Annotated in this window: 11 protein-coding genes and 2 pseudogenes; 3 read left to right on the top strand and 10 right to left on the bottom strand. The window is 72.0% G+C overall.

The window, feature by feature from the left end; genetic code table 11:
• Positions 1-64 precede the first annotated feature (64 nt).
• Entirely contained in the window at positions 65-628 is a 564-nt protein-coding gene (locus tag AADR41_RS27090; protein WP_342284018.1) for a HutD/Ves family protein, read from the bottom strand.
• A complete protein-coding gene (locus AADR41_RS27085) occupies positions 625-1,371 on the bottom strand; it encodes a vWA domain-containing protein (RefSeq protein WP_342284017.1) in 747 nt (248 codons plus the stop codon). The genes AADR41_RS27090 and AADR41_RS27085 overlap by 4 nt, the downstream gene beginning before the upstream one ends.
• Before the next feature lie 141 nt (positions 1,372-1,512).
• Between AADR41_RS27085 and AADR41_RS27080 the strand changes: the two genes are divergently transcribed.
• Positions 1,513-2,436, top strand: a complete 924-nt coding sequence (locus AADR41_RS27080; RefSeq protein WP_342284016.1) for a rhomboid family intramembrane serine protease — start codon at positions 1,513-1,515, stop codon at positions 2,434-2,436.
• A gap of 52 nt (positions 2,437-2,488) precedes the next feature.
• On the opposite strand, the gene AADR41_RS27075 is transcribed toward AADR41_RS27080, so the two are convergent.
• Positions 2,489-4,072 carry a WD40 repeat domain-containing protein gene (locus AADR41_RS27075; protein ID WP_342284015.1) on the bottom strand — a complete coding sequence of 528 codons (1,584 nt, stop codon included), beginning with the start codon at positions 4,070-4,072 and terminating at the stop codon, positions 2,489-2,491.
• 256 nt (positions 4,073-4,328) lie between these two features.
• Positions 4,329-8,237: pseudogene (locus tag AADR41_RS27070) on the bottom strand (TIR domain-containing protein); the annotation flags it as partial.
• A gap of 6 nt (positions 8,238-8,243) precedes the next feature.
• Here AADR41_RS27070 and AADR41_RS27065 point away from each other — a divergent pair.
• Positions 8,244-9,494: an SLC13 family permease gene (locus tag AADR41_RS27065; protein ID WP_342284014.1), complete on the top strand. Its 1,251-nt coding sequence runs from the start codon at positions 8,244-8,246 to the stop codon at positions 9,492-9,494.
• A 4-nt stretch (positions 9,495-9,498) separates the two neighbouring features.
• Here the strand turns inward: AADR41_RS27065 and AADR41_RS27060 are convergent, their stop codons facing one another.
• The 6 genes from AADR41_RS27060 to AADR41_RS27035 form a co-directional block, all read right to left on the bottom strand.
• Complete coding sequence (locus tag AADR41_RS27060; RefSeq protein ID WP_342284013.1) at positions 9,499-10,356, bottom strand: inositol monophosphatase family protein; 858 nt, start codon at positions 10,354-10,356, stop codon at positions 9,499-9,501.
• A complete protein-coding gene (locus AADR41_RS27055; protein WP_342284012.1) occupies positions 10,337-11,023 on the bottom strand; it encodes a hypothetical protein in 687 nt (228 codons plus the stop codon). Before AADR41_RS27055 ends, AADR41_RS27060 begins: the two co-directional genes overlap by 20 nt.
• Positions 11,020-11,970 carry a hypothetical protein gene (locus tag AADR41_RS27050; protein ID WP_342284011.1) on the bottom strand — a complete coding sequence of 317 codons (951 nt, stop codon included), beginning with the start codon at positions 11,968-11,970 and terminating at the stop codon, positions 11,020-11,022. The genes AADR41_RS27055 and AADR41_RS27050 overlap by 4 nt, the downstream gene beginning before the upstream one ends.
• Positions 11,971-12,193: 223 nt before the next feature.
• Complete coding sequence (locus AADR41_RS27045) at positions 12,194-13,654, bottom strand: glutamate synthase subunit beta (RefSeq protein ID WP_342284010.1); 1,461 nt, start codon at positions 13,652-13,654, stop codon at positions 12,194-12,196.
• A complete protein-coding gene (gene gltB / locus AADR41_RS27040) occupies positions 13,647-18,206 on the bottom strand; it encodes a glutamate synthase large subunit (protein WP_342284009.1) in 4,560 nt (1,519 codons plus the stop codon). The genes AADR41_RS27045 and gltB overlap by 8 nt, the downstream gene beginning before the upstream one ends.
• Before the next feature lie 479 nt (positions 18,207-18,685).
• Positions 18,686-19,420 carry a VIT1/CCC1 transporter family protein gene (locus AADR41_RS27035; protein WP_342284008.1) on the bottom strand — a complete coding sequence of 245 codons (735 nt, stop codon included), beginning with the start codon at positions 19,418-19,420 and terminating at the stop codon, positions 18,686-18,688.
• Between the two features lie 320 nt (positions 19,421-19,740).
• On the opposite strand from AADR41_RS27035, the pseudogene AADR41_RS27030 reads away from it, so the two are divergent.
• A pseudogene (locus tag AADR41_RS27030) lies at positions 19,741-20,754 on the top strand (ADP-ribosylglycohydrolase family protein); the annotation flags it as partial.
• Positions 20,755-21,008: the final 254 nt, after the last annotated feature.

Genomic DNA, 21,008 nt, shown 5'->3' with positions numbered 1-21,008 from the left:
CCGACATCCTCTGTCCTGATTCTCCGGCCCGCGCCGGCCCGTCCGTCCTTCGGCCCGTCCGGGCTCAGCCGTCCGACAGGGTGACCAGCAGCGCCCACCCGTGGGTCCGCAGCACCCCCGCCGATGCGTCGCGCGTCAACAGCGCGTCGTGGCGGTCGAGTCCGCACTCGGTGCCGTCGAGCACCGCGCCGTCCTCCAGCGCGACGGCGAGCACCGCCCCGCCCGGGGGCGCCGACAGCCGGACCGTGCCGCGCACCACCGCGACGGCCGCGCTCGTCCGCCCCCTGCGGCACATCACATTGAGGTTGACGACGGGGCCGCCGAGCAGGGTGCCCTCGGTCGTCAGGTCGCCGGGGAAGCCGTACGGCCAGTACGGCTCGTCGACGATGTGGTGCTCACCGTCCACCATGAGGTCCATGCCCGCGCCCTCGACCACGGTCAGGACGCGGTCGACGCCGGGGAACGTGGAGAACGGCCCGTCCTCGGTCACCTCGGCGAGGCTGACCCGCCAGTCGAAGGCGTCCATCGGCGCGCCCTCGGGGTATGCCGCGATCTCCCGGGTGACTCCCCCGCCGTTCTTCCAGGGCGTGGCCGTACGGCCGGCCGCACGCAGTACCCGGGCGGTCACCCGACGATCCCCTGGGCCCTGGCCGAGGCCAGCCACTGCGGGAATTCGGCGACGATCCGATCGTACAGCTCGGCGTCCGGGACCTGGCGCGGGTCGGGTCCGGCGTGGAAGAACCCGGCGTTGTCCACGGCGCGTTTGGCGGGCACGGCCAGTTCGTCGAGCTTGCGCAGGAAGTCGAACTGGTTGCTCCGCTTGTTGCCGAAGCCGATGAACTGCCAGAACAGGGGGAGTTTCGCCGCCTTGCAGAGATAACGTTCCGCCGCGTGCTTGCTGATCGGGCCGCCGTCGGTCTGGAAGACGACGAGCGCGGGCGCGGTGGAGCCGCTGTCGAGGTAGTGGTCGATGACGGCGTCCATGGCCAGGTGGTAGCTGGTCTTTCCCATGTGACCGAGGCCGGCCACGATCGTGTCGACCCGGCCCCGGTGGTCCTCCAGCGCGATGTCGGTGACGGCGTCGACCTCCGTGGAGAACAGGACGAGGGGGACGCGGCCGTCGTCGTCCAGATGGGCCGAGAGCCCCAGCACCCGGTCGGCCAGGGCCTGGACGCTGCCGTCCTTGTAGTACTCCCGCATGGAGCCGGAGTGGTCGAGCACCAGATAGACCGCGGCGCGCTCGCCGCTCATGCGGTGCTTCGTCAACGAGACCCCGGCGCTCTTGTAGAGGCTGACCAGCGCGGGCGCGCTCTTCTCGATCGTGTGGAGGCCGATGGCCGGACCTGGTGCGGCGGCGGGCGAGCCGGCCATGCGGTGTCTCCGATCCTCGACGTGCCGGGCCCCTTGAGCGTAGGCCACCCGGGCATGCCCCGACCGGGCGGTGTTCGCTATGTTGATCTGCCGCCGCCCCCACCGGCCGCTCGTGTCCGCCCACCTGTGAAGGAGCTTGCCGTGGAGGCCGCGGTCACCACCTGTTATCGCCATCCGTCCTACGAGACGTATGTGAGCTGCACCCGCTGCGAACGCTTCATCTGCCCCGACTGCATGCGTGAGGCCGCCGTCGGCCACCACTGCGTGGAGTGCGTGAAGGAGGGGCAGCGCTCGGTCCGGCAGCCACGGACCGTGTTCGGCGGCGCGGTGTCGCGGACCGCGGTGCCGGTCGTCACGTATGTGCTGATCGGGCTCAACATCGCCGCCTACCTGGGCGAGTTGATCCGTCCGGGGATCGTCGGCCGGTTCGAGATGCTCGGTGCCGGGCTGGACGGACCGGACGGCGGCCAGTACGTCTACGAGGCCGGGGACTTCCCCGGCTTCGATGTGATCGGGGTGGTGGCCGGCGAGTGGTACCGGCTGCTCACCGGGGCCTTCCTGCATCTGCCGCCGGGCGGCTCGTCCCTCGGTTCGCTGCCGTTCGGGGTGCTGCACATCCTGTTCAACATGTACGCGCTGTGGAACCTGGGCCGGGTCGTGGAGGAACAGCTCGGCCGGGCCCGCTATCTCGCGCTGTATCTGCTGTCCGCGCTGGGCGGTTCGGTCCTGGTCCATCTGATCGCGCCGTTCACCGGCACGGTGGGCGCCTCGGGTGCGATCTTCGGGCTCGGGGCGGCGTTCTACGTCATCAACCGCCGGCTGGGCCGCGACATGCGGGCGGTCAACCGGTTCATGGCCGGATTCCTGATCTGGATGGTGATCTCGGCCGGATTCGCCTCGTGGCAGGGCCACTTGGGCGGGCTCCTGACGGGTGGCATGGTCACGCTCGCGTACGCCTACGCCCCCGCGAAGCGCCGTACGACGGTCCAGGCCGCCGCGTGCGTGGTGCTGTTCGCCGTGCTGGTGCTGCTGGTGGTGCTCAAGAACTCCGCGCTGACGGGCTGAGGGGCCCGGCCGGGATCCCGCCGGGCGCGCCCCAGGGCCTCGGGTGAGGACTTTAGAGCGGCTCGCCCGGCGCCAGCCGGTGCACTCCGGGCAGGTGCGCGTCCAGCTCGCCGGGGGCGAACCGGGTCATCCCCACCACATGCCAGAACTCACCCGCGGCGTCCCCGTCGTACTTGTAGCCGCCCGCCGGGGTCAGCGTCGCCCAGCCGCCGGGCAGCCCGATGAGCGTGGCCGTGGGGACCGGAACCGAGCCGTCCGGCGGCAGGTCCCACAGCCGTACGGTGCCGTCCTCGCCGGCGCCGGCCAGGGTGCGGCCGTCCGGGCTGAACACGAGCGAGAGGATCCGGCCGGTGGGGCCGGTGAGCAGCCCGAGCCGTTCGCCCGTCTCCGCGTGCCACAGGCCGACCGTGCGGTCGTCGCCCGCCGTGGCGAGCAGCGGTCGCACCGGGTGGGCGGCGACGGTCCAGAGCTTGCCCGTGTGACCGGTCAGCCGCAGCGTCGGGGTGCCGTCCCGCCGGACGGTCGCGAGGCCGTCCCAGCCCGCCGTGGCCAGCCAGGTGCCGTCGCCGCCGAAGGCCACCCCGTACACGCGGTCGGTGTGCTCGCGCTGTTCCGTCAGGAGTTCGCCGGTGTCGGCCCGCCACAGCCGGACGGCTCCGTCGTCGCAGCCGGTGGCGAGGGTGGGCGGGCCGCCGGTGCCGAAGGCGATGGACCTGACCCTGCCCCGGTGCTCGGACAGGGTGACGACGGGTGCCCCGGTGGAGCGGTACCAGAGGCGGACGGTGTCGTCGTCGTTCGCGGTGGCGATCAGGGCGCCGTCGGCGCTGAACGCTCCGGCCCAGATGTGCTCGGTCTCGGCGTCCAGTTCACGCAGGTGCGCCCCGCCCACGGCGCTGCGCAGATGGATGTCGCCGTCGTTGCTGACGGTGGCGAGGATGTCCTCGGCAGGGCTGAAGAAGGCGGAGACGAGGTGGTTGCTGCGGCCCGTCAGCTCGTCGGCGCACTGACCCGTCCGGGTCTCCCACAGCCGTACGGCGCCGTCGTTGCCGGTCGCCGCGAGCAGCGAGCCGTCGGCGCTGAACGAGAGCCCGGTGACCCGGCGGCCGTGGCCGCGCAGGATACGGCGGCCCTGCCCGGTGTCGGCGTCCCAGATCTGGGCGCCGCCGTCGTTGCCGACGGTCAGGAGCCTGCGGTCCCCGGGGCGGAAGGCGCAGGCCCAGGCGGAGCCCCGGTGCGCGGTGGGCTGCCGGTCGTGGAGGGTGACGGTGCGGCCCGTGCGCGCTTGGCCGGAGACCTTCCACAGCCGGACCTTGCCGTCGCTGTCGCAGGAGCCGAGGAGCTGTCCGGTGGGGTCGAACAGCACCACGTAGACCGCGCCCGTGCAGCGTTCCATGACGCCCGCGGGCGTGCCGACGACCGGGTCCCAGAGCCGGACCTGCCCGTCGGTGTCACCGGTGGCGAGCAGGTTCCCCTCGGGGTGGAAGTCGAGGGCGTATACGCGCCCGGTGTGGCCGGTGAAGGTGTGCAGCAGACGGGCGTCGCCGGCCCGCCATATCCGGACCGTGCCGCCGTCCGGGCCACCCTGGTCCGCGGTGGCCAGCAGCGTGCCGTCGGGGCTGAACCTCGCCCGGTACACGGTGCCCTGATGCCCGGTCAGCTCTCCCTCGCAGACGCCGTCGGAGAGGTTCCAGCGCCGGACGCGGCCGGCCGGTGGCCACGGACCAGACCGTGACCATGCCCTCGCGGTCGCCGGTGGCGAGCAGGGTGCCGTCCCGGTCCGGGACGACCGGCCACACCCCGCCCGGATGCACCTCCAGCCGGTGGCGGCAGACCCCGGAGACCGGATCCCACAGCCGTACGGTGCCGTCGGAGCAGCCGGTCGCGATGGTGTCTCCGGCGATCTTCACCGCGTACACCCGGCCCGAGTGCCCCTGGAGCGTGCGCAGGGCCAGGCCGGTCTCCGCGTCGCAGATCAGTACGCCGCCGTCCTCGCTGCCGACCGCGAGGATCTCTCCGTCGGGGCTGAAGGCGATGGGCTCCGGAAGCCGGCTGGTCCGGGTGTCGAAGCCGTAGGGCACGCCGACCGCGGACGGGCGGTAGCCGGCTTCGACGGGCATGCCGGGGGCGATGGCCGCGACCCGCAGTTCGGGGGCCGTCCGTACGGGGTCGTCCCAGACCGGGGCGATCAGCGCGGCCCGGTTCCAGCGGCTCCCCGTGAGGTCCGCGCCGGTGAGGTCGGCGCGGGTGAGCCTGCTGCCGGTGAAGTCGGCGCCCGTGAGGTCCGCCCCGGCGAGGCCGGCGTGGTCGAGCCTGGCCCCGGCGAGGTCGGCGTCGCGGAGCACGGCGCCGGACAGGTCCGTCCCGGTGAGCCGGGCATCGGTCAGGACGGCACCGGACAGGTCGGCTCCCGAGAAGTCCCGGTAGGACAGGTCCTCGCCGGCCAGCCTGGCCCCGCGCAGATCGGCGCCGGCCGGAACCCGGAGCCGGTCGCCGACGCGCAGGGCGTTGCCGCGGGCCGCCTCGCTCACGGCGGGACCGTCCGGGGCGAGCGTGTCGCGGACCCAGCCGGCGCAGATCTCGTGGTCGGCGAGGTCGCAGAGGAATTCGATGGCGAGGCGGCTGAACGGGCGGGCGGCGAGCAGCCTGTCGTCCCCCTCACCCAGCCGGTTCGCGGCCTCCCTGGCGACCAGCCATTCGAGTACCGAGCCGTGGATGAACTGGAACACGCCGTCGTCGCTGCGGACCAGCAGGCTGCCGGCGCCGACCGCCTGGGCCTGCTCGTCGGAGGAGAGGGCCGCGCTCCGGAGTTCCGGGGCGGTGAGTCCGCCGAGAGCGGTGGCCACGGTCTCGGCCAGTTCGTCCAGGCGCAGCGCGGTCCGGCCGGACTCCCACAGGTGCAGGGCGAGCGCGGTGACGGCGGACCACAGGGCGGCGGCGCCGAGGCCGGGTGCCGCGCCGGCCCCGCCCTGGCCACGCCGTTCCTCGTGGTCGATCCAGGAGGTGAAGACGTCTTCGTAGAGCCGGGCGGGGCTGAGCGCGTGGCCCGCTCCCGCGACGGCCCGCAGCCGGTCCTGGCTGAGCAGCGAGGCGAAGGAGAGCAGCCGCGGGTTGCCGCACAGCGCGAGCAGGTCCGGGATGTTGCACAGCAGTTGGAAGCGCTGCTCGGCGATCTCCTCGTCGCCGAAGACCCGGACGAGGTAGGAGCGCACCTGGTCGGGGGTGAAGCCCTGGACGGCGAGAATCCGGCGCTGGGGCAGCAGTCCGACGCGTTCGCCGAGGGCGGTGAGGATCTGGTCGTGGGACTTGAAGTGCTGGGTGCGGCTGCTGACGACGATCTTCGCCCGGTCCACCGCCGCGTCCAGGAGGACCTGCAGGTGGTCGGCGGCGCGGTGGTAGCTGACCCGGTTGACGAGTTCGTCGAAGCCGTCGAAGAGCAGGACGACACGGCCCTGGGCGAGCATGTAGCGCAGCGCCCGCAGGTCGATGGTGTCGACGCCGTGGCCCGCGAGGTGGGCGGCGACCAGGCCTTCGAGGCTGTGGGCGCGGTCGAGGGCGTTGAGCGGGATGAGCAGCGGGATGAGGTGGGGAAGCTGTTCGGGGATGCGCCGGGCCAGTTCGCGCAGGGCGAAGGTCTTGCCGTGGCCGAAGTCGCCGAGGAGCAGCAGGAACCGTCCCTGGTCGCTCTCCAGAAGGTCGATGAGGTCCTCGACGAGTCCGTGGTGTTCGGCGTTCTCGGACCGGTCGGCGTCGCGGTAGCGCTGGGGCAGGTAGCGGGCGGGCGGGTACTGCTCGCTGCTGTTCAGCCGGGCGGTCTGGGCGGCGACGTACTCGCGCAGGTCCAGCAGTCCCTGGAACTCGATGAAGCTGCGCAGCCGGATGCGGACGGGCCGGGAGGCGGCGCGCTCGCGCAGGGCCGGGTCCGGGGCGTCGCCCGCGTAGACGAGCGTGGCGTCGGTGGCCGGTCCGGCGGCGTGCGCCCGGGCGACGAAGCGGTCGAGTTCGGGTTCGGTGGGGGTGGTGGGGTGGACGGCGATGCGCTGCTGGCGCACCACTCCGTCCTCCTGCCAGGTGGCCATGATCTGGGCCATGTCGGCGGGGTGGCGGCGGGGGATGTCGCGCAGGAGTACGCCGTCCCTGCGGGCCCGGCAGATCTCCTTGACGCGGTCGGTGAGCGAGTCCCCGGAGGCGTCGGCGGCCGGCTGGTCGAAGTCGGGTGCCGTCGGGGCGGTGGCGGCCGGGTCGCCGGCCGGGAAGACCCGGCCGGTACCGCGCCATGATCCGGGGATCCGGACCGGGTCCGTGGCGGCGCTGCGGCCGTCCCAGCGGGTGACGCCGTCCGCGGCGATCTGCAGGAGCTGGAAGCCGGCGGGGGCGGCCGCGCCGAACACGGGCAGTTCGCCGGAGCCCGCCGTGACGGTGTGGTGGCCCGGTTCGGCGTCGGTGGTGCGGGGGCCTCCGGTGGGGCCGTGCAGCAGCAGGTTGAGCCGGGGGCCGGCCAGCCGGGCGAGGGCGTCCGCGTCGCGCAGCGCGCCGGGGCCACCGGCGGCGTCGGCGCGGTGGCGGGCGGCGGTGAGCGGGTGGCGCAGGGCCCCGAGGCGCAGCCAGCCCTGCTCCTCGTAGCCGCGCAGCGCGTCGGCGAACCAGGCGGCCTGGTCGCGGCCGACGGAGCCGTACTGATCGTCGGGGCGGTGGCTGAAGGCCATGGAGGAGTTGAACCCGGCGACCACCGTGTTGAGTTCGGGCACCGGGAACAGGGTCCAGGGCTGATCGCTGTCGAACACGACGTCCAGGCCGTGGTACAGGCTGCGGAACAGCCGGGTGTAGTGGCGCCATTTGGGCCAGTACGGGGGCTGCGGCGCGACCTCGTCCGCCTCGCAGCTGTGGAAGTAGCCGCGGCAGGCGGCCTGGTTCACGTCCTGTGCGCCGGGGACCACCATCACCCGTTGCGGCGGCAGGTCGAGTTGCGAGCGGATCGCGGTGAGGAAGCTGAGTGCCTGGTCGCATTCGCGGGGGCTGCCGGAGGCGGTGAGGTCGCCGGTGACGACCAGCAGATCGGGAGCGGGTGCTCCGGCGTCCCGGAGTTCGACGATGTCGCCGCGGATCTGCCGGCTGAGGGTGTCGGGTTCCCGGCCGCGCCCGAAGTCGGGGCCGGCCAGGTGCAGGACGGTGACCGTCTCGCGGGCCGCGGCCGCCGCCGCGGCGGGCGGGAATCCTGGGGCGCGGGCGGGCCTGCGGCGGCCCGTGCGGCCGGAGGTGCGGGCGGCCAGGGGGTTCGGGCCGGGGGGATACGGGTCCGGTCCGGTGGTGGACCGGCCGGGCCCCGAGCCGGGGTATCCGGGGCGGCGGGCCGGCCTGGCGTGACCGTCCATGGCCTGTCCCACCCGGGTCAGCAGCAGGGAGCGCGCGGTGTCGGCGTCGTCGACCCCGACCAGATCCACGTAGGTGATGGTGGCCAGGAGCCCCTCGATCGGGATGTCGTCGACCCGTACGGTCAGCAGCCGGCGTTCCGGGTCCTCGGGGGCCGCGCGGAGCGCGGCCTGCCATTCCATGCGGCCGTAGGTCGAGCGTTCGTAGTGGCGGGAGAGGACGGCGATGACGGCGGCGGACTCGCTGACCCCGCGATCCATGTAGTCGATGAAATTGGTTCCGGGGACGAAGTCCCAGGCCTGCACGACGGTGCGGTATCCGGCGGATTCCAGCGACCACGCGATCCAGGCGGCCCACTGTTCGTCGGCCGGGGAGTAGCTGATGAAGAAATCGAACTCACTTGCCGATAAACCCAGTTCACCGTCTGCCACCATGGGTCCATGGTAAGAGATCTCTCCCTGCGGCGTCTGCGTGACGGGCAGTCCGAAGGCACCGGTGCGCGGTCCGTCGTGCGGCGGCTGCATCCGCTGGACTGGCTCGCGGGCGGGCTGCTGGTGCTGGGAGTGGTGGCGGTGACGACCGGGCTGCTGCCCGCCGATCCGGCGGCCGAGCAGATGCGGCGCATCGGTCCGCTGCTGGTGTTTCTCGCCACCGTGATCGTGATGGCCGAGCTGGCGGGCCGGGCCCAGGTCTTCGATGTGGTGGCGTCCTGGGTGGCGCGGGCCGGCCGGGGCCGGTATCCGCTGCTCTTCGGGCTCTGTGTGGTCTTCGCCTCGCTCACCACCATCACCCTGAACCTGGACACCACCGCGGTCCTGCTCACTCCGGTGATGCTGGCGCTGGCGGCACGGGTGGGCATCGCGGCGGTGCCGCTGGCGATGACGACGGTGTGGCTGGCGAACACCGCGAGCCTGCTGCTGCCGGTGTCGAACCTGACCAATCTGCTGGCGGCGGACCGGGTGGCGCTGTCGCCGTCCGGTCTGGCGGCGGTGATGTGGCTGCCCCAGCTGGTGTCGGTCGGGGTGACGTCGCTGTGTCTGTGGATCTTCTACTGGCGGCGCGGCCGGCGGGGCGCGGACCGGTACGTCCCGCCCGCGGTGCCCGCGCCGGACGATCCGGTGCTGCTGCGGATCTGCTCGGTGGCGTGCGGTGGGTTCCTGCTGGCGATCCTGCTCGTGGACGTACCGCTGTGGTCGGCCTCGCTGGTCGCGATGCTGGTGGTGGTGGCGGCGTTCGCGGTGCGGCGGCGGGAGGAGGTGCGGCTGTCGTTGGTCCCGTGGCGGCTGCTGGTGCTGGTCCCCGGCATGTTCCTGGTGGTGGAGACGGTCAGCGCGCACGGGCTGCACGATCTGCTGGGACGGGCGCTGGGATCGGACGACGGCTTCGTGGGCATGCTGCGGTCGGCCGGCGTGGGCGCGGGGCTGTCCAATGTGCTGAACAACCTTCCGGCCTATGTGGCGGGCGAGTCGGTCGTCCCGGTGGCCAACCACGACCAGTTGCTCGCGCTGCTGGTCGGGGTCAACGCGGGGCCCGTGATCACCCCGTGGGCGTCGCTGGCGACCCTGCTGTGGTTCGAGCGGTGCAGGTGGCACGGGACCAGGATCCGCACCGGGCGCTTCGTGCTGACCGGGCTGGTGCTGTCTGTGACGGTGACGCTCGCCACCACGTGCGCGCTGGCGCTGGTCCGCTGAGTTCTCAGCCGGGCAGCTCCGGGCGGGGCACCGAATCCACCTGTGCGAGCAGGTAGTCGAGCGCGTCGGCGCGAGCGGCGACAAAGCTGTGTCCGTCGCCCTGTGCGGTGTCCCCGGGCCGGAGCACCTCTCCGCGCAGCGTCCGCAGACACACCCCCGACTCGGCGGCGAGCAACGCGCCGGCGGGCAGGTCGAGGCCCTCGGCCCGGTATCCGACGAATCCGTCGATGGTGCCCCGGGCCAGCATGCTCCAGCCCAGCAGCGGGGCCCACAGCTGGAGCACCCGGCGGCATCCCAGCTCCAGCTGCCTGCGGAGTCCGGTGGCGGCGGCGTCGGCCCGGCCCACCGCGTATCCCTGGGTCCAGGCGATGACCGGTCCGGTGGCGGGCAGGGTTCCGTCCGGGCCGGTGAGCGGGCCGGACCCGCCGTGCGCGCCCCGGCCGGAGACCGCGTGCCAGGTGCTGCGGGTGAGCGGTTCGTGGATCACGCCGAGCACGGGCGCTCCGGCCACGCACAGTGCGATGCCGACGACGCAGGCCGGCAGGCCGATGGCCACGTTGTTGGTGCCGTCCAGCGGATCGACCAGCCAGGTGCGGTGGCCGCCGCCGTCGAGCAGTCCGGCCTCCTCCGACAGGATCCGGTCGTGCGGGAAGTAACGCCGCAGTCTGCCGAGCACCACTTCCTCGGCCGCGAGGTCCAAGGAGGTCACGACGTCCCCGGACGCGCTCTTCGTACGGACCGTCATGGGTGCCCGGAAGTGCTCCCGGAGCACGGTCCCGGCCGCTTCGGCCGCGGCCACCGCCACCGTCCGTTCGTGCTCGTACGGGCCGGCGGGTGCCGGGTCAGGCGCTGATGCGGCCATCGATCCTCCTGAGTGCCGTACGGACCAGCTCCGTCGTCTGCTGCTCGTCGCACAGTTGGCGGGTCATGGTGCGCGCGGGGCCGTCGAGGGGACCGAGCGACAGGTCCGCGCCGCCGGGCACCGAACGGCCCAGCACCAGCGTGGCCGCCGGGGCCGGGTCCGCGACGGAGGTGGCGTGGAACTCCCCCGCGGTGAGCGTGTACGTCTCCCCGCGGCCGCTGATGTGCGCGCGCCCCGGTTCGCCGCGGACCAGTTCGGTGGTGGGCACGATGTCGTCGACGCCGCCGGGCCCGCTGCGCACTTCGAATATCCGGTGGGTGGGCCGGGCGGTGGCCGCGCTGACCCGCACCGGAAGATTGGCGACCCTGCCGTACAGGACGTGGCTGCGCAGCTCCCAGCTGTGGGCGTGCCACGCCGCGGTGTCCGGTTCCGCTCCGTAGTCCGGGTCGAAGAGGTGGACGCAGATCCCCCGCGGTCCGTCGCGCAGCACCGGCAGGCAGAGGAAGCCCAGTGGATGGCGGACGGCGCGCAGTACGCGAACGCCGGTGGCGACGTCGGTGAGCGCGTCGACCGTGTGGCCGCGGGCGTCGGTGGAGCTCCGGCCGCCGTCCACGAGGGCCCGTTCCAGCTCGTCGTAGTCCATGGGATCGCGCCGGCGGCGCCTCACCTCCGGTAGGGGTCCTCCGCGTGCAGTGCCTTGACGATGATTTCGCCGATGTCGCTGTCGGTGAATGTGCGGGGCAGCGGCAGATCCAGTGCCTCGAAGAGACCGCGGGTCTCGTCGACCGTGGGTTCCTCGCTCAGTGGTGCGTCGGTGCGGATCGGGATCGCGACGGCCTGTTCCCGGCTCTGGTGGAGCTCGGTGACGTAGTAGTCGTAGAGCGGCTGCCGTCGTTCCACCATGAGGTTCACCCGCGATGTGTCGTCCTGGGTGACGATCAGGCAGGACTCGGACAGGTCGAAGCGGAGCGTGGGCACGGAGGCGGAGAGGTGCACCGAGATGTCCAGGGTGGTGAGTCTGCCCTGGTACCAGCAGGCGGCGAGGACCGTCGCGTACGACTCCTTGCGGACCCGGTCGGTCGTCCAGTGTCCCGCGTGCCCGGTGACGGTCTGGCCGGCGAACATCTGCCGGAACCTGGCGTAGGCCTGGCAGATCCGTTCGTCGGCCGGGTTGATGATGTCGATCTTCATCGTGAGCTGGGAGCGCTGCTCCCTGGCGGTGGCGACGCACTGGGGCAGGGTGACGGCCCGCAGGTAGGTTCCGGTACCGCCCTTGAAGTACCAGAGGTTGGTGTGCCGGCGGGCGGCGCGCAGCGCCTCGGCGACCTCGTTGCCCGCGAGGGAGCGCACCATGGTGAGGTCCTCCAGCGCGCGGCGGGTGCCGGCCATCGCGTCCTGGATCGCGGCCGGCTGGCGCAGCCGTTCCACGATCGAGCCGAGTGCCAGAGCACCGAGGACCACCAGCGTGGCGCCGGACGACACGTCGCTGGAGATCACATCGCCGAAGATGTCCAGGAAACCGATGGTCAGCGCGACGCTCGCGGCGATGACGACGTCGATGTTCTTCAGGATCCAGGCGACGGACCGCTCCAGGCGCCGTCCGCGCGCAGTCATGGGCATGCTCCTCCCCCGTGGAATGCCCTCCTGATCGTAGGAGAACGGGGCGGTGGGCCGCCAGGGGGTATGAGGGGCTCACACCCTCGGTCCGTGAGCCCCCTCTCCCGGGCGGACCGGCCCCGGACGCGCCACGGCGCCTGCCGAATCGTCCGGTCGGGGACGGGCAGGCGCCGCGTTCAGTTCCGCACGCCGTTGTGCGGGACGTCTGTGTGTGCCGTGATCAGACCGTCAGCGCACGGTCCGTCGGGCGGATCGGGGCCGGCAGGGCGCTGGCTCCGGTCAGGAAGCGGTCCACCCCGCGGGCCGCGGAGCGGCCCTCGGCGATGGCCCACACGATGAGGGACTGGCCGCGGCCGGCGTCACCGGCGACGAAGACCCCGCCGACGTTGGTGGCGTAGTCCGCGTCGCGCGCGACGTTGCCGCGCTCGTCGAGCTCCAGGCCGAACTGCTGGACCAGGCCGTTGGCCTGGTCGGTGCCGGTGAAGCCCATGGCGAGGGTGACCAGCTGCGCGGGGATGGACCGCTCGGTGCCGGGCTTCTGTTCCAGCTTGCCGTCCTTGAACTCCACCTCGATCAGGTGCAGCGCCTGGACGTCGCCGTTCTCGTCGCCCTCGAAGTGGGTGGTGGAGACGGAGTAGACCCGCTCGCCGCCCTCCTCGTGCGCGGAGGTGACCTTGTAGAGCATCGGGAACGTCGGCCAGGGCTGGTTGGCGTTCCGGTCCTCGCCCGGCCGGGGCATGATCTCCAGCTGGGTGACGGAGAGCGCGCCCTGGCGGTGGGCGGTGCCGACGCAGTCGGCGCCGGTGTCGCCGCCGCCGATGACGACGACGTGCTTGCCCTCGGCGGTGATCGGGGAGACCGTCAGGTCGCCCTCCTGCACCTTGTTGGCCAGCGGCAGGTACTCCATGGCGAAGTGCACGCCGTTCAGCTCACGGCCCGGGACGGGCAGGTCGCGCGAGACGGTGGCACCCGCGGCGATGACGACCGCGTCGTAGCGGCGGCGGAGCTTGGCGGCGTCGATGTCGCGGCCGATCTCCGTCTCGGTGCGGAACTTGGTGCCCTCCGCGCGCATCTGCTCGATGCGGCGGTTGATGTGCGACTTCTCCATCTTGAACTCGGGGATGCCGTACCGGAGAAGACCTCCGATGCGGTCCGCGCGCTCGTAGACGGCGACGGTGTGGCCGGCCCGGGTCAGCTGCTGGGCGGCGGCGAGACCCGCCGGGCCCGAGCCGATCACGGCGACGGTCTTGCCGGAGAGCCGCTCGGGCGGCTGCGGGGTGACGTCACCGTTGCCCCACGCCTTGTCGATGATGGAGACCTCGACGTTCTTGATGGTGACGGCCGGCTGGTTGATGCCGAGCACGCACGCCGACTCGCACGGGGCGGGGCAGAGCCGCCCGGTGAACTCCGGGAAGTTGTTCGTGGCGTGCAGGCGCTCGGACGCGGCCGACCAGTCCTCGCGGTAGGCGTAGTCGTTCCACTCGGGGATGAGGTTTCCGAGCGGGCAGCCGTTGTGGCAGAACGGGATGCCGCAGTCCATGCAGCGGCCGGCCTGCTTGCTGATGATCGGGAGCAGCGAGCCCGGAACGTAGACCTCGTTCCAGTCCTTGACGCGCTCGCCCACGGGGCGGGTCTCGGCGACCTCGCGCCCGGTGGTCAGGAAGCCCTTGGGGTCAGCCATTGGTCGCCGCCTCCATCATCTTCTCGGTGGTCTCCTGCTCGGAGAGACCGGCGAGCTCAGCGGCGTCCTTGGCGGCGAGCACTGCCTTGTAGGTGGACGGGATGATCTTGCTGAAGCGGGTCACGGCGGTGTCCCACTCGGCAAGCAGCTTCTCGGCGACCGTGGATCCGGTCTCCTCCTGGTGGCGGCGCACCACATCGTGCAGCCACTGCCTGTCGGCGTCGGAGGGGGTCTCGACGGCACCGAGGTTGCCGGCGTTGACGTTGTCGGGGTTCAGGTCGATGACGTACGCGACACCGCCCGACATGCCCGCGGCGAAGTTGCGTCCGGTCTCGCCGAGGACGACGGCGTGCCCGCCGGTCATGTACTCGCAGCCGTGGTCGCCCACGCCCTCCGAGACGACCGTGGCGCCGGAGTTGCGGACGCAGAACCGCTCACCGGTGCGGCCGCGCAGGAACAGCTCGCCGCCGGTGGCGCCGTAGGCGATGGTGTTGCCCGCGATGGTGGAGTACTCGGCGAGGTGGTCGGCGCCGCGGTCCGGGCGGACGACGACCCGGCCGCCGGAGAGGCCCTTGCCGACGTAGTCGTTGGCGTCGCCCTCCAGGCGCAGCGTCACGCCGCTCGGCACGAACGCGCCGAAGGACTGGCCGGCGGAGCCGGTGAAGGTGATGTCGATGGTGTCCTGCGGCAGACCGGCGCCGCCGAACTTCTTCGTCACCTCGTGGCCGAGCATGGTGCCGACGGTCCGGTTGATGTTGCGGATCGCGATCTGGGCCCGGACCGGCTGGGCGGCTTCGGCGCTGTCCGCGTTCAGGGCGTCGGCGGCGAGCTTGATCAGCTCGTTGTCGAGGGCCTTGGCGAGACCGTGGTCCTGCTCGGTCCGGGCGTGGCGGACCGCGCCCTCGGGCAGCTCGGGGACGTGGAAGAGCGGCTTCAGGTCGAGCCCCTGCGCCTTCCAGTGCGTGACCGCACGGTCGGTGTCGAGCAGCTCGGCGTGGCCGACGGCCTCCTCGATCGTACGGAAGCCGAGCTCGGCGAGGATCTCGCGGACTTCCTGGGCGATGAACTCGAAGAAGTTGACGACGTACTCGGCCTTGCCGGAGAACCGGTCGCGCAGGACGGGGTTCTGGGTGGCGATGCCGACCGGGCAGGTGTCCAGGTGGCAGACGCGCATCATGACGCAGCCGGAGACGACGAGCGGCGCGGTCGCGAAACCGAACTCCTCGGCGCCCAGCAGTGCGGCGATGACCACGTCGCGGCCGGTCTTCAGCTGGCCGTCGGTCTGTACGACGATGCGGTCGCGCAGACCGTTGAGCAGCAGGGTCTGCTGGGTCTCGGCGAGGCCGAGCTCCCAGGGGCCGCCCGCGTGCTTCAGGGAGGTGAGCGGGGAGGCGCCCGTTCCGCCGTCGTGGCCGGAGATCAGGACGACGTCCGCGTGTGCCTTGGAGACACCGGCGGCGACCGTGCCGACGCCGACCTCGGAGACCAGCTTCACGTGGATGCGGGCCGCCGGGTTGGCGTTCTTGAGGTCGTGGATCAGCTGAGCCAGGTCCTCGATGGAGTAGATGTCGTGGTGCGGCGGCGGCGAGATGAGGCCGACGCCCGGGGTGGAGTGCCGGGTCTTCGCGACCCAGGGGTAGACCTTGTGGCCGGGCAGCTGGCCGCCCTCGCCGGGCTTGGCGCCCTGCGCCATCTTGATCTGGATGTCGTCCGCGTTGACCAGGTACTCGCTGGTCACCCCGAAGCGGCCGGAGGCGACCTGCTTGATGGACGAGCGGCGCGCCGGGTCGTAGAGCCGGTCGGCGTCCTCGCCGCCCTCGCCGGTGTTGGACTTGCCGCCCAGCTGGTTCATGGCGATGGCGAGGGTCTCGTGCGCCTCACGGGAGATCGAGCCGTACGACATGGCGCCGGTGGAGAAGCGCTTGACGATGTCGGCGACGGACTCGACCTCGTCGATGCCGATCGCCTCGCGGTCGCTCTTGAAGCCGAACAGGCCGCGGAGCGTCATCAGCCGCTCGGACTGCTCGTTCACCCGGTCGGTGTACTTCTTGAAGATGTCGTAGCGCTTGTTGCGGGTGGCGTGCTGGAGGCGGAAGACCGTCTCCGGGTCGAACAGGTGCGGCTCGCCTTCGCGGCGCCACTGGTACTCGCCGCCGATCTCCAGCGCGCGGTGCGAGGCGGAGATGCCGGAGGCGGGGTAGCCCTTGGCGTGCCGGGCGGCGACCTCCTTGGCGACGACTTCGAGGCCGGCGCCACCGATCTTGGTGGCGGTGCCGTTGAAGTACTTCGCGACGAAGTCCTCGTCCAGGCCGACGGCCTCGAAGACCTGGGCGCCCCGGTAGGAGGCGACCGTCGAGATGCCCATCTTGGACATGACCTTCAGGACGCCCTTGCCGAGCGCGTGGATCAGGTTCCGGATGGCCTGCTCGGCATCCATGCCCTCGATGAACGTACCAGCGCGGACCAGGTCCTCGACGGACTCCATCGCCAGGTACGGGTTGACCGCGGCGGCGCCGTAGCCGATGAGCAGCGCGACGTGGTGGACCTCGCGGACGTCCCCGGCCTCGACCAGCAGCCCCACCTGGGTGCGCTGCTTGGTGCGGATGAGGTGGTGGTGGACGGCCGAGGTGAGCAGCAGCGACGGGATCGGCGCGTGCTCGGCGTCGGAGTGCCGGTCGGAGAGGACGACCAGTCGGGCACCGTCCTCGATGGCGGCGTCGACCTCGGCGCAGATCTCCTCGATCCGCGCGGCCAGCGACTCGCCGCCGCCGCCGACCCGGTAGAGACCGGAGAGCGTGGCGGCCTTCATGCCCGGCATGTCGCCGTCGGCGTTGATGTGTATCAGCTTGGCCAGCTCGTCGTTGTCGATCACCGGGAACGGCAGCGTGACGCTGCGGCAGGACGCGGCGGTCGGCTCCAGCAGGTTGCCCGAGGGGCCCAGTGTGGAGCGCAGCGAGGTGACGAGTTCCTCGCGGATGGCGTCCAGCGGCGGGTTGGTGACCTGGGCGAACAGCTGGGTGAAGTAGTCGAAGAGCAACCGGGGGCGCTCGGAGAGCGCGGCGATCGGCGAGTCCGTGCCCATGGAGCCGAGCGGCTCGCCGGCGGTGCGGGCCATCGGCGCGAGGATGACGCGGAGCTCTTCCTCGGTGTAGCCGAAGGTCTGCTGGCGGCGGGTGACGGAGGCGTGCGTGTGCACGATGTGCTCCCGCTCGGGGAGGTCCTCCAGCTCGATCTCGCCGGTCTCCAGCCAGTCGCCGTACGGCTGCTCGGCGGCGAGGGCGGCCTTGATCTCGTCGTCCTCGATGATGCGGTGCTCGGCGGTGTCGACGAGGAACATCCTGCCGGGCTGGAGACGGCCCTTGCGGACGACCTTGGCGGGGTCGATGTCCAGGACGCCGACTTCGGAGGAGAGCACGACGAGACCGTCGTCGGTGACCCAGTAGCGGCCGGGGCGCAGACCGTTGCGGTCCAGGACCGCGCCGACCTGGGTGCCGTCGGTGAAGGTGACGCAGGCCGGGCCGTCCCAGGGCTCCATCATCGTGGAGTGGTACTGGTAGAAGGCGCGGCGGGCCGGGTCCATCGAGTCATGGTTCTCCCAAGCCTCGGGAACCATCATCAGCACCGAGTGCGGCAGCGAACGGCCACCCAGGTGGAGCAGCTCCAGGACCTCGTCGAAGGAGGCGGAGTCGGAGGCGTCGGGGGTGCAGACGGGGAAGATCCGGTCGAGCTGCTCCGTACCGAAGAGGCTCGACGCGAGCTGGGACTCGCGGGCCTTCATCCAGTTGCGGTTGCCCTTGACCGTGTTGATCTCGCCGTTGTGCGCGACGAAGCGGTACGGGTGGGCCAGCGGCCAGCTCGGGAAGGTGTTGGTGGAGAACCGCGAGTGGACCAGGGCGACCGCGGTGGCGAAGCGGCGGTCGGAGAGGTCCGGGAAGAACGGCTCCAGCTGCCCGGTGGTGAGCATGCCCTTGTAGACGATCGTGCGGGCGGAGAGCGAGGGGAAGTACACCCCGGCCTCCCGCTCGGCGCGCTTGCGCAGCACGAAGGCCTTGCGGTCGAGGACGATGCCGGTGCTCCCACCGTCCGCGACGAAGAGCTGACGGAACTCGGGCATGGTGGCGCGGGCGCCGTTGCCGAGGATGCCGGGGGCGACGGGGACCTGACGCCAGCCGAGGACCTTGAGGCCCTCCTCGGCGGCGATCTTCTCCAGCTTGCGGACGGCCTCGGTGGAGTCGCCTGCGGGCAGGAAGGCGATTCCGACGGCGTAGGCACCGGCCTCGGGGAGCTCGAAGGCGGTCTCTTCGCGCAGGAAGGCGTCCGGCACCTGGAGGAGGATCCCGGCGCCGTCGCCGGAGTCGGGCTCGGATCCGGTGGCACCGCGGTGTTCGAGATTGCGCAGCACGGTCAGCGCCTGCTCGACCAGCTCATGGCTGGCCACACCGGTCAGAGTGGCCACGAACCCGACACCGCAGGCGTCGTGCTCGTTACGGGGGTCGTACATCCCCTGCTGGGCGGGGCGACCGTCCATGGGCGACCAGGCGTCGATGCGCATTGGCTCTCCCGTCGTCGTCGTGGCATGTGCAGTGCCGAGGGACGACGTTGGCCCTCTGCGAAATTTCGTGCAGGTTACATGATGGGGCGCTTCTCAAGAAGCGGATAGCTCGTTCCAACATGCGGACACCGTCCGAGACGGTGGGGGTGGGTCGCAGTGGGAGGATCGGCGCCCGAGGGGGACCGCAGAGAGCAGGCGTCGTTGCCTGCGGCGTCTACGGGTCATGCCCGGCGACAAGGGAAATGAAACCGCCGAGTAGCGGCTACTTATGTGTAGCCCTGTATAGGGACTCATTTTAAGCCCGTGGTGGCCGTTCCGCCCAGAGTCGTTCACCAAGACGTACGTCACACGGGTGGCGGACACGTCACGGGCAGGCACCCCCGCCTGCGGGTCTGCCTGCCCGTCCCTTCGACGCGCCCGTTTCCTTCGACGCGCCCGCTCCTCCGACGCTCCCGTCGCCTTCGACGTCCGGGGTGCGGTCAGCTCCCGACGGCCACGCCGAACAGCGTGCCCAGTCCGTAGGTGATGGCGGCCGCGGCCCCGCCCAGCACCAGCTGGCGCAGCCCGCTATACAGCCAGCTGCGGGCCGTCACCCTGGCCACCACCGCGCCGCAGGCGAACAGCCCGACCAGCGCCAGCAGCACGGCCGGCCACAGCGCGCTCGCACCGAGCAGATACGGCAGCACGGGCAGCAGGGCGCCCAGCGCGAACGCGCCGAACGACGACACCGCGGCGACCAGCGGCGAGGGCAGATCCCCCGGGTCGATGCCCAGCTCCTCGCGGGCGTGTATCTCCAGCGCCTGCTCCGGATCGCGCGACAGCTGCCGCGCGACCTCGCGGGCGAGCCCCGGCTCGACGCCACGGGACTCGTAGAGCTCGGCGAGCTCCCGCTCCTCGTCCTTGGGGTGCTTGCGCAACTCCCGCCGCTCGACGTCGAGTTCGGCCTCGACCAGCTCGCGCTGCGAGGCCACGGAGGTGTATTCGCCCGCCGCCATGGAGAACGCACCGGCGGCCAGGCCCGCCAGACCGGTGATCACGATCGTCTGCTGGGAGACGGCACCACCCGCGACGCCGGTCATCAGCGCGAGGTTGGAGACCAGCCCGTCCATGGCACCGAAGACCGCCGGACGCAGCCAGCCGCCGTTCACATCACGGTGGGTGTGGTTGTCGCGGTGCGCCTCGTGCAGTACGGCGTCGGTCTCGATGATGGACATGCCTCTCCCCTTCTCCGGCAGCGGGCTTCCCTCGCTCCACCCCCGCTCAACACCATCGAAAGTACGCACGAAAAACGGCTCCCGCCAGCAAGGCAGGCCGTACTTACCACGCTCCGTGAGCAGGTAAGTACGGCCTTCCTCAGTGCTTCCGACCTGTCATCCGACTGGCCCTTTTGTTGCGATTGTCGGCCTCTGTCCGGGCTCCGCGTGGCACATATCGAGCAGGACGAGAACTTGCTCGGTGCGAGCGGAGGGTCGACGCGATGGAGCTGATCGCAGGAAATCCGGCGGAGCCGCGGACCGGCGGCGCGGAAGCGGGGATGCCGGAGCGCACGGTGAGGCGCGGGGCGCCGCGGGGAGACCTGGCCGACCGGGCCCGCGGCGCACTGCTCGGGCTCGCGGTCGGGGACGCGCTGGGCGCACCGGCGGAGAATCTGCGGCCCTCGGAGATCCGTCGTCGCTGGGGCCGGATCGAGGGCTTCGTGAGCGACGACCCCGCGGGCACCGACGACACCGAGTACGCGATCTTCTCCGGGCTGCTGCTCGCCCGGCACGGTTCCGCGCTGACCGTCACACATGTGGAGCGGGCCTGGCACCTGTGGATCGCCGATCTCGACGAGGGGCCGTTCCGGGGTGCCGGGTTCAGCGAGCGGGGAACGCTGGAGAACCTGCGCCGGGGGCTCGCCGCCCCGATCTCCGCCCAGCACCGGCACGCCTGGAGCGACGGCCTGGCGATGCGGGCGGCGCCGTTCGGCGTCTTCGCGGCCGGCCGGCCGGACGAGGCGGCCCGGCTGGTCGCGGTGGACGGGCGGGTCAGCCATGACGGGGAGGGCATCTACGGCGGTCAGGCGGTGGCGGCCGGGGTGGCCGCCGCGATGACGGGCGCGGGGGTCACTTCGGTGATCGCCGCCGCGCTGTCGGTCGTCCCCATGGACTCCTGGACGGCGCGTTCGCTCCGCCGCGCGGTGGCGGCCGCACAGCGCGGCTACCCCGACCGGCTCACCATGGAACGCGCGGTGCGTTCGGCGGTGGTGGTCGGCGGCTACCCGTGGACGGACCTGGCGCCGGAGGCGGTGGGCCTGGCCTTCGGGGCGTTCGCGGCGGCGCACGGCGACTTCCGTACGGCGGTACTGACGGCGGTCAACATGGGCCGCGACGCGGACACCACGGCCGCGGTGGCGGGGGCCCTGGCCGGCGCGCTGAACGGGGCGTCCGCGATTCCGCGGCACTGGGGGGACGCCATCGGCCCGGTCCGGGGCAGCTGCCTGCCGACGATGCGGGGGCACCACGTCCTGGAGATCGCGGAATTGCTCACTGCGGACGAGGCGGAGGAGGACGGGGTGGAGGAGGAGATGGCGGAGGTGGAGGAAGCAGTGGAGGACGAGGCGGAGGAGGTGGTGGCGGCGGGTGAGCCGAGCGAGGTCGAGGGCAGGAGCGGGCGCACGGTCGGGGACGGGAGCGGGAGCAGGGTCGGGGACGGGAGCAGGGTCGGGGACGGGAGCGGAACCGCGGTCCGGAACGACGAGCCCCGGAGCGAACCGCGTACAACCGCCGACGCACCACCACCCCCGCACGACACCTCCTGCAC

This window comes from Streptomyces sp. CLV115 (assembly GCF_038448545.1).
Classification (GTDB): Bacteria; Actinomycetota; Actinomycetes; order Streptomycetales; family Streptomycetaceae; genus Streptomyces; species Streptomyces sanglieri.
The sequence above is the reverse complement of the archived record's forward strand: the minus strand, read 5'-3'. Positions and strand labels throughout refer to the sequence as shown.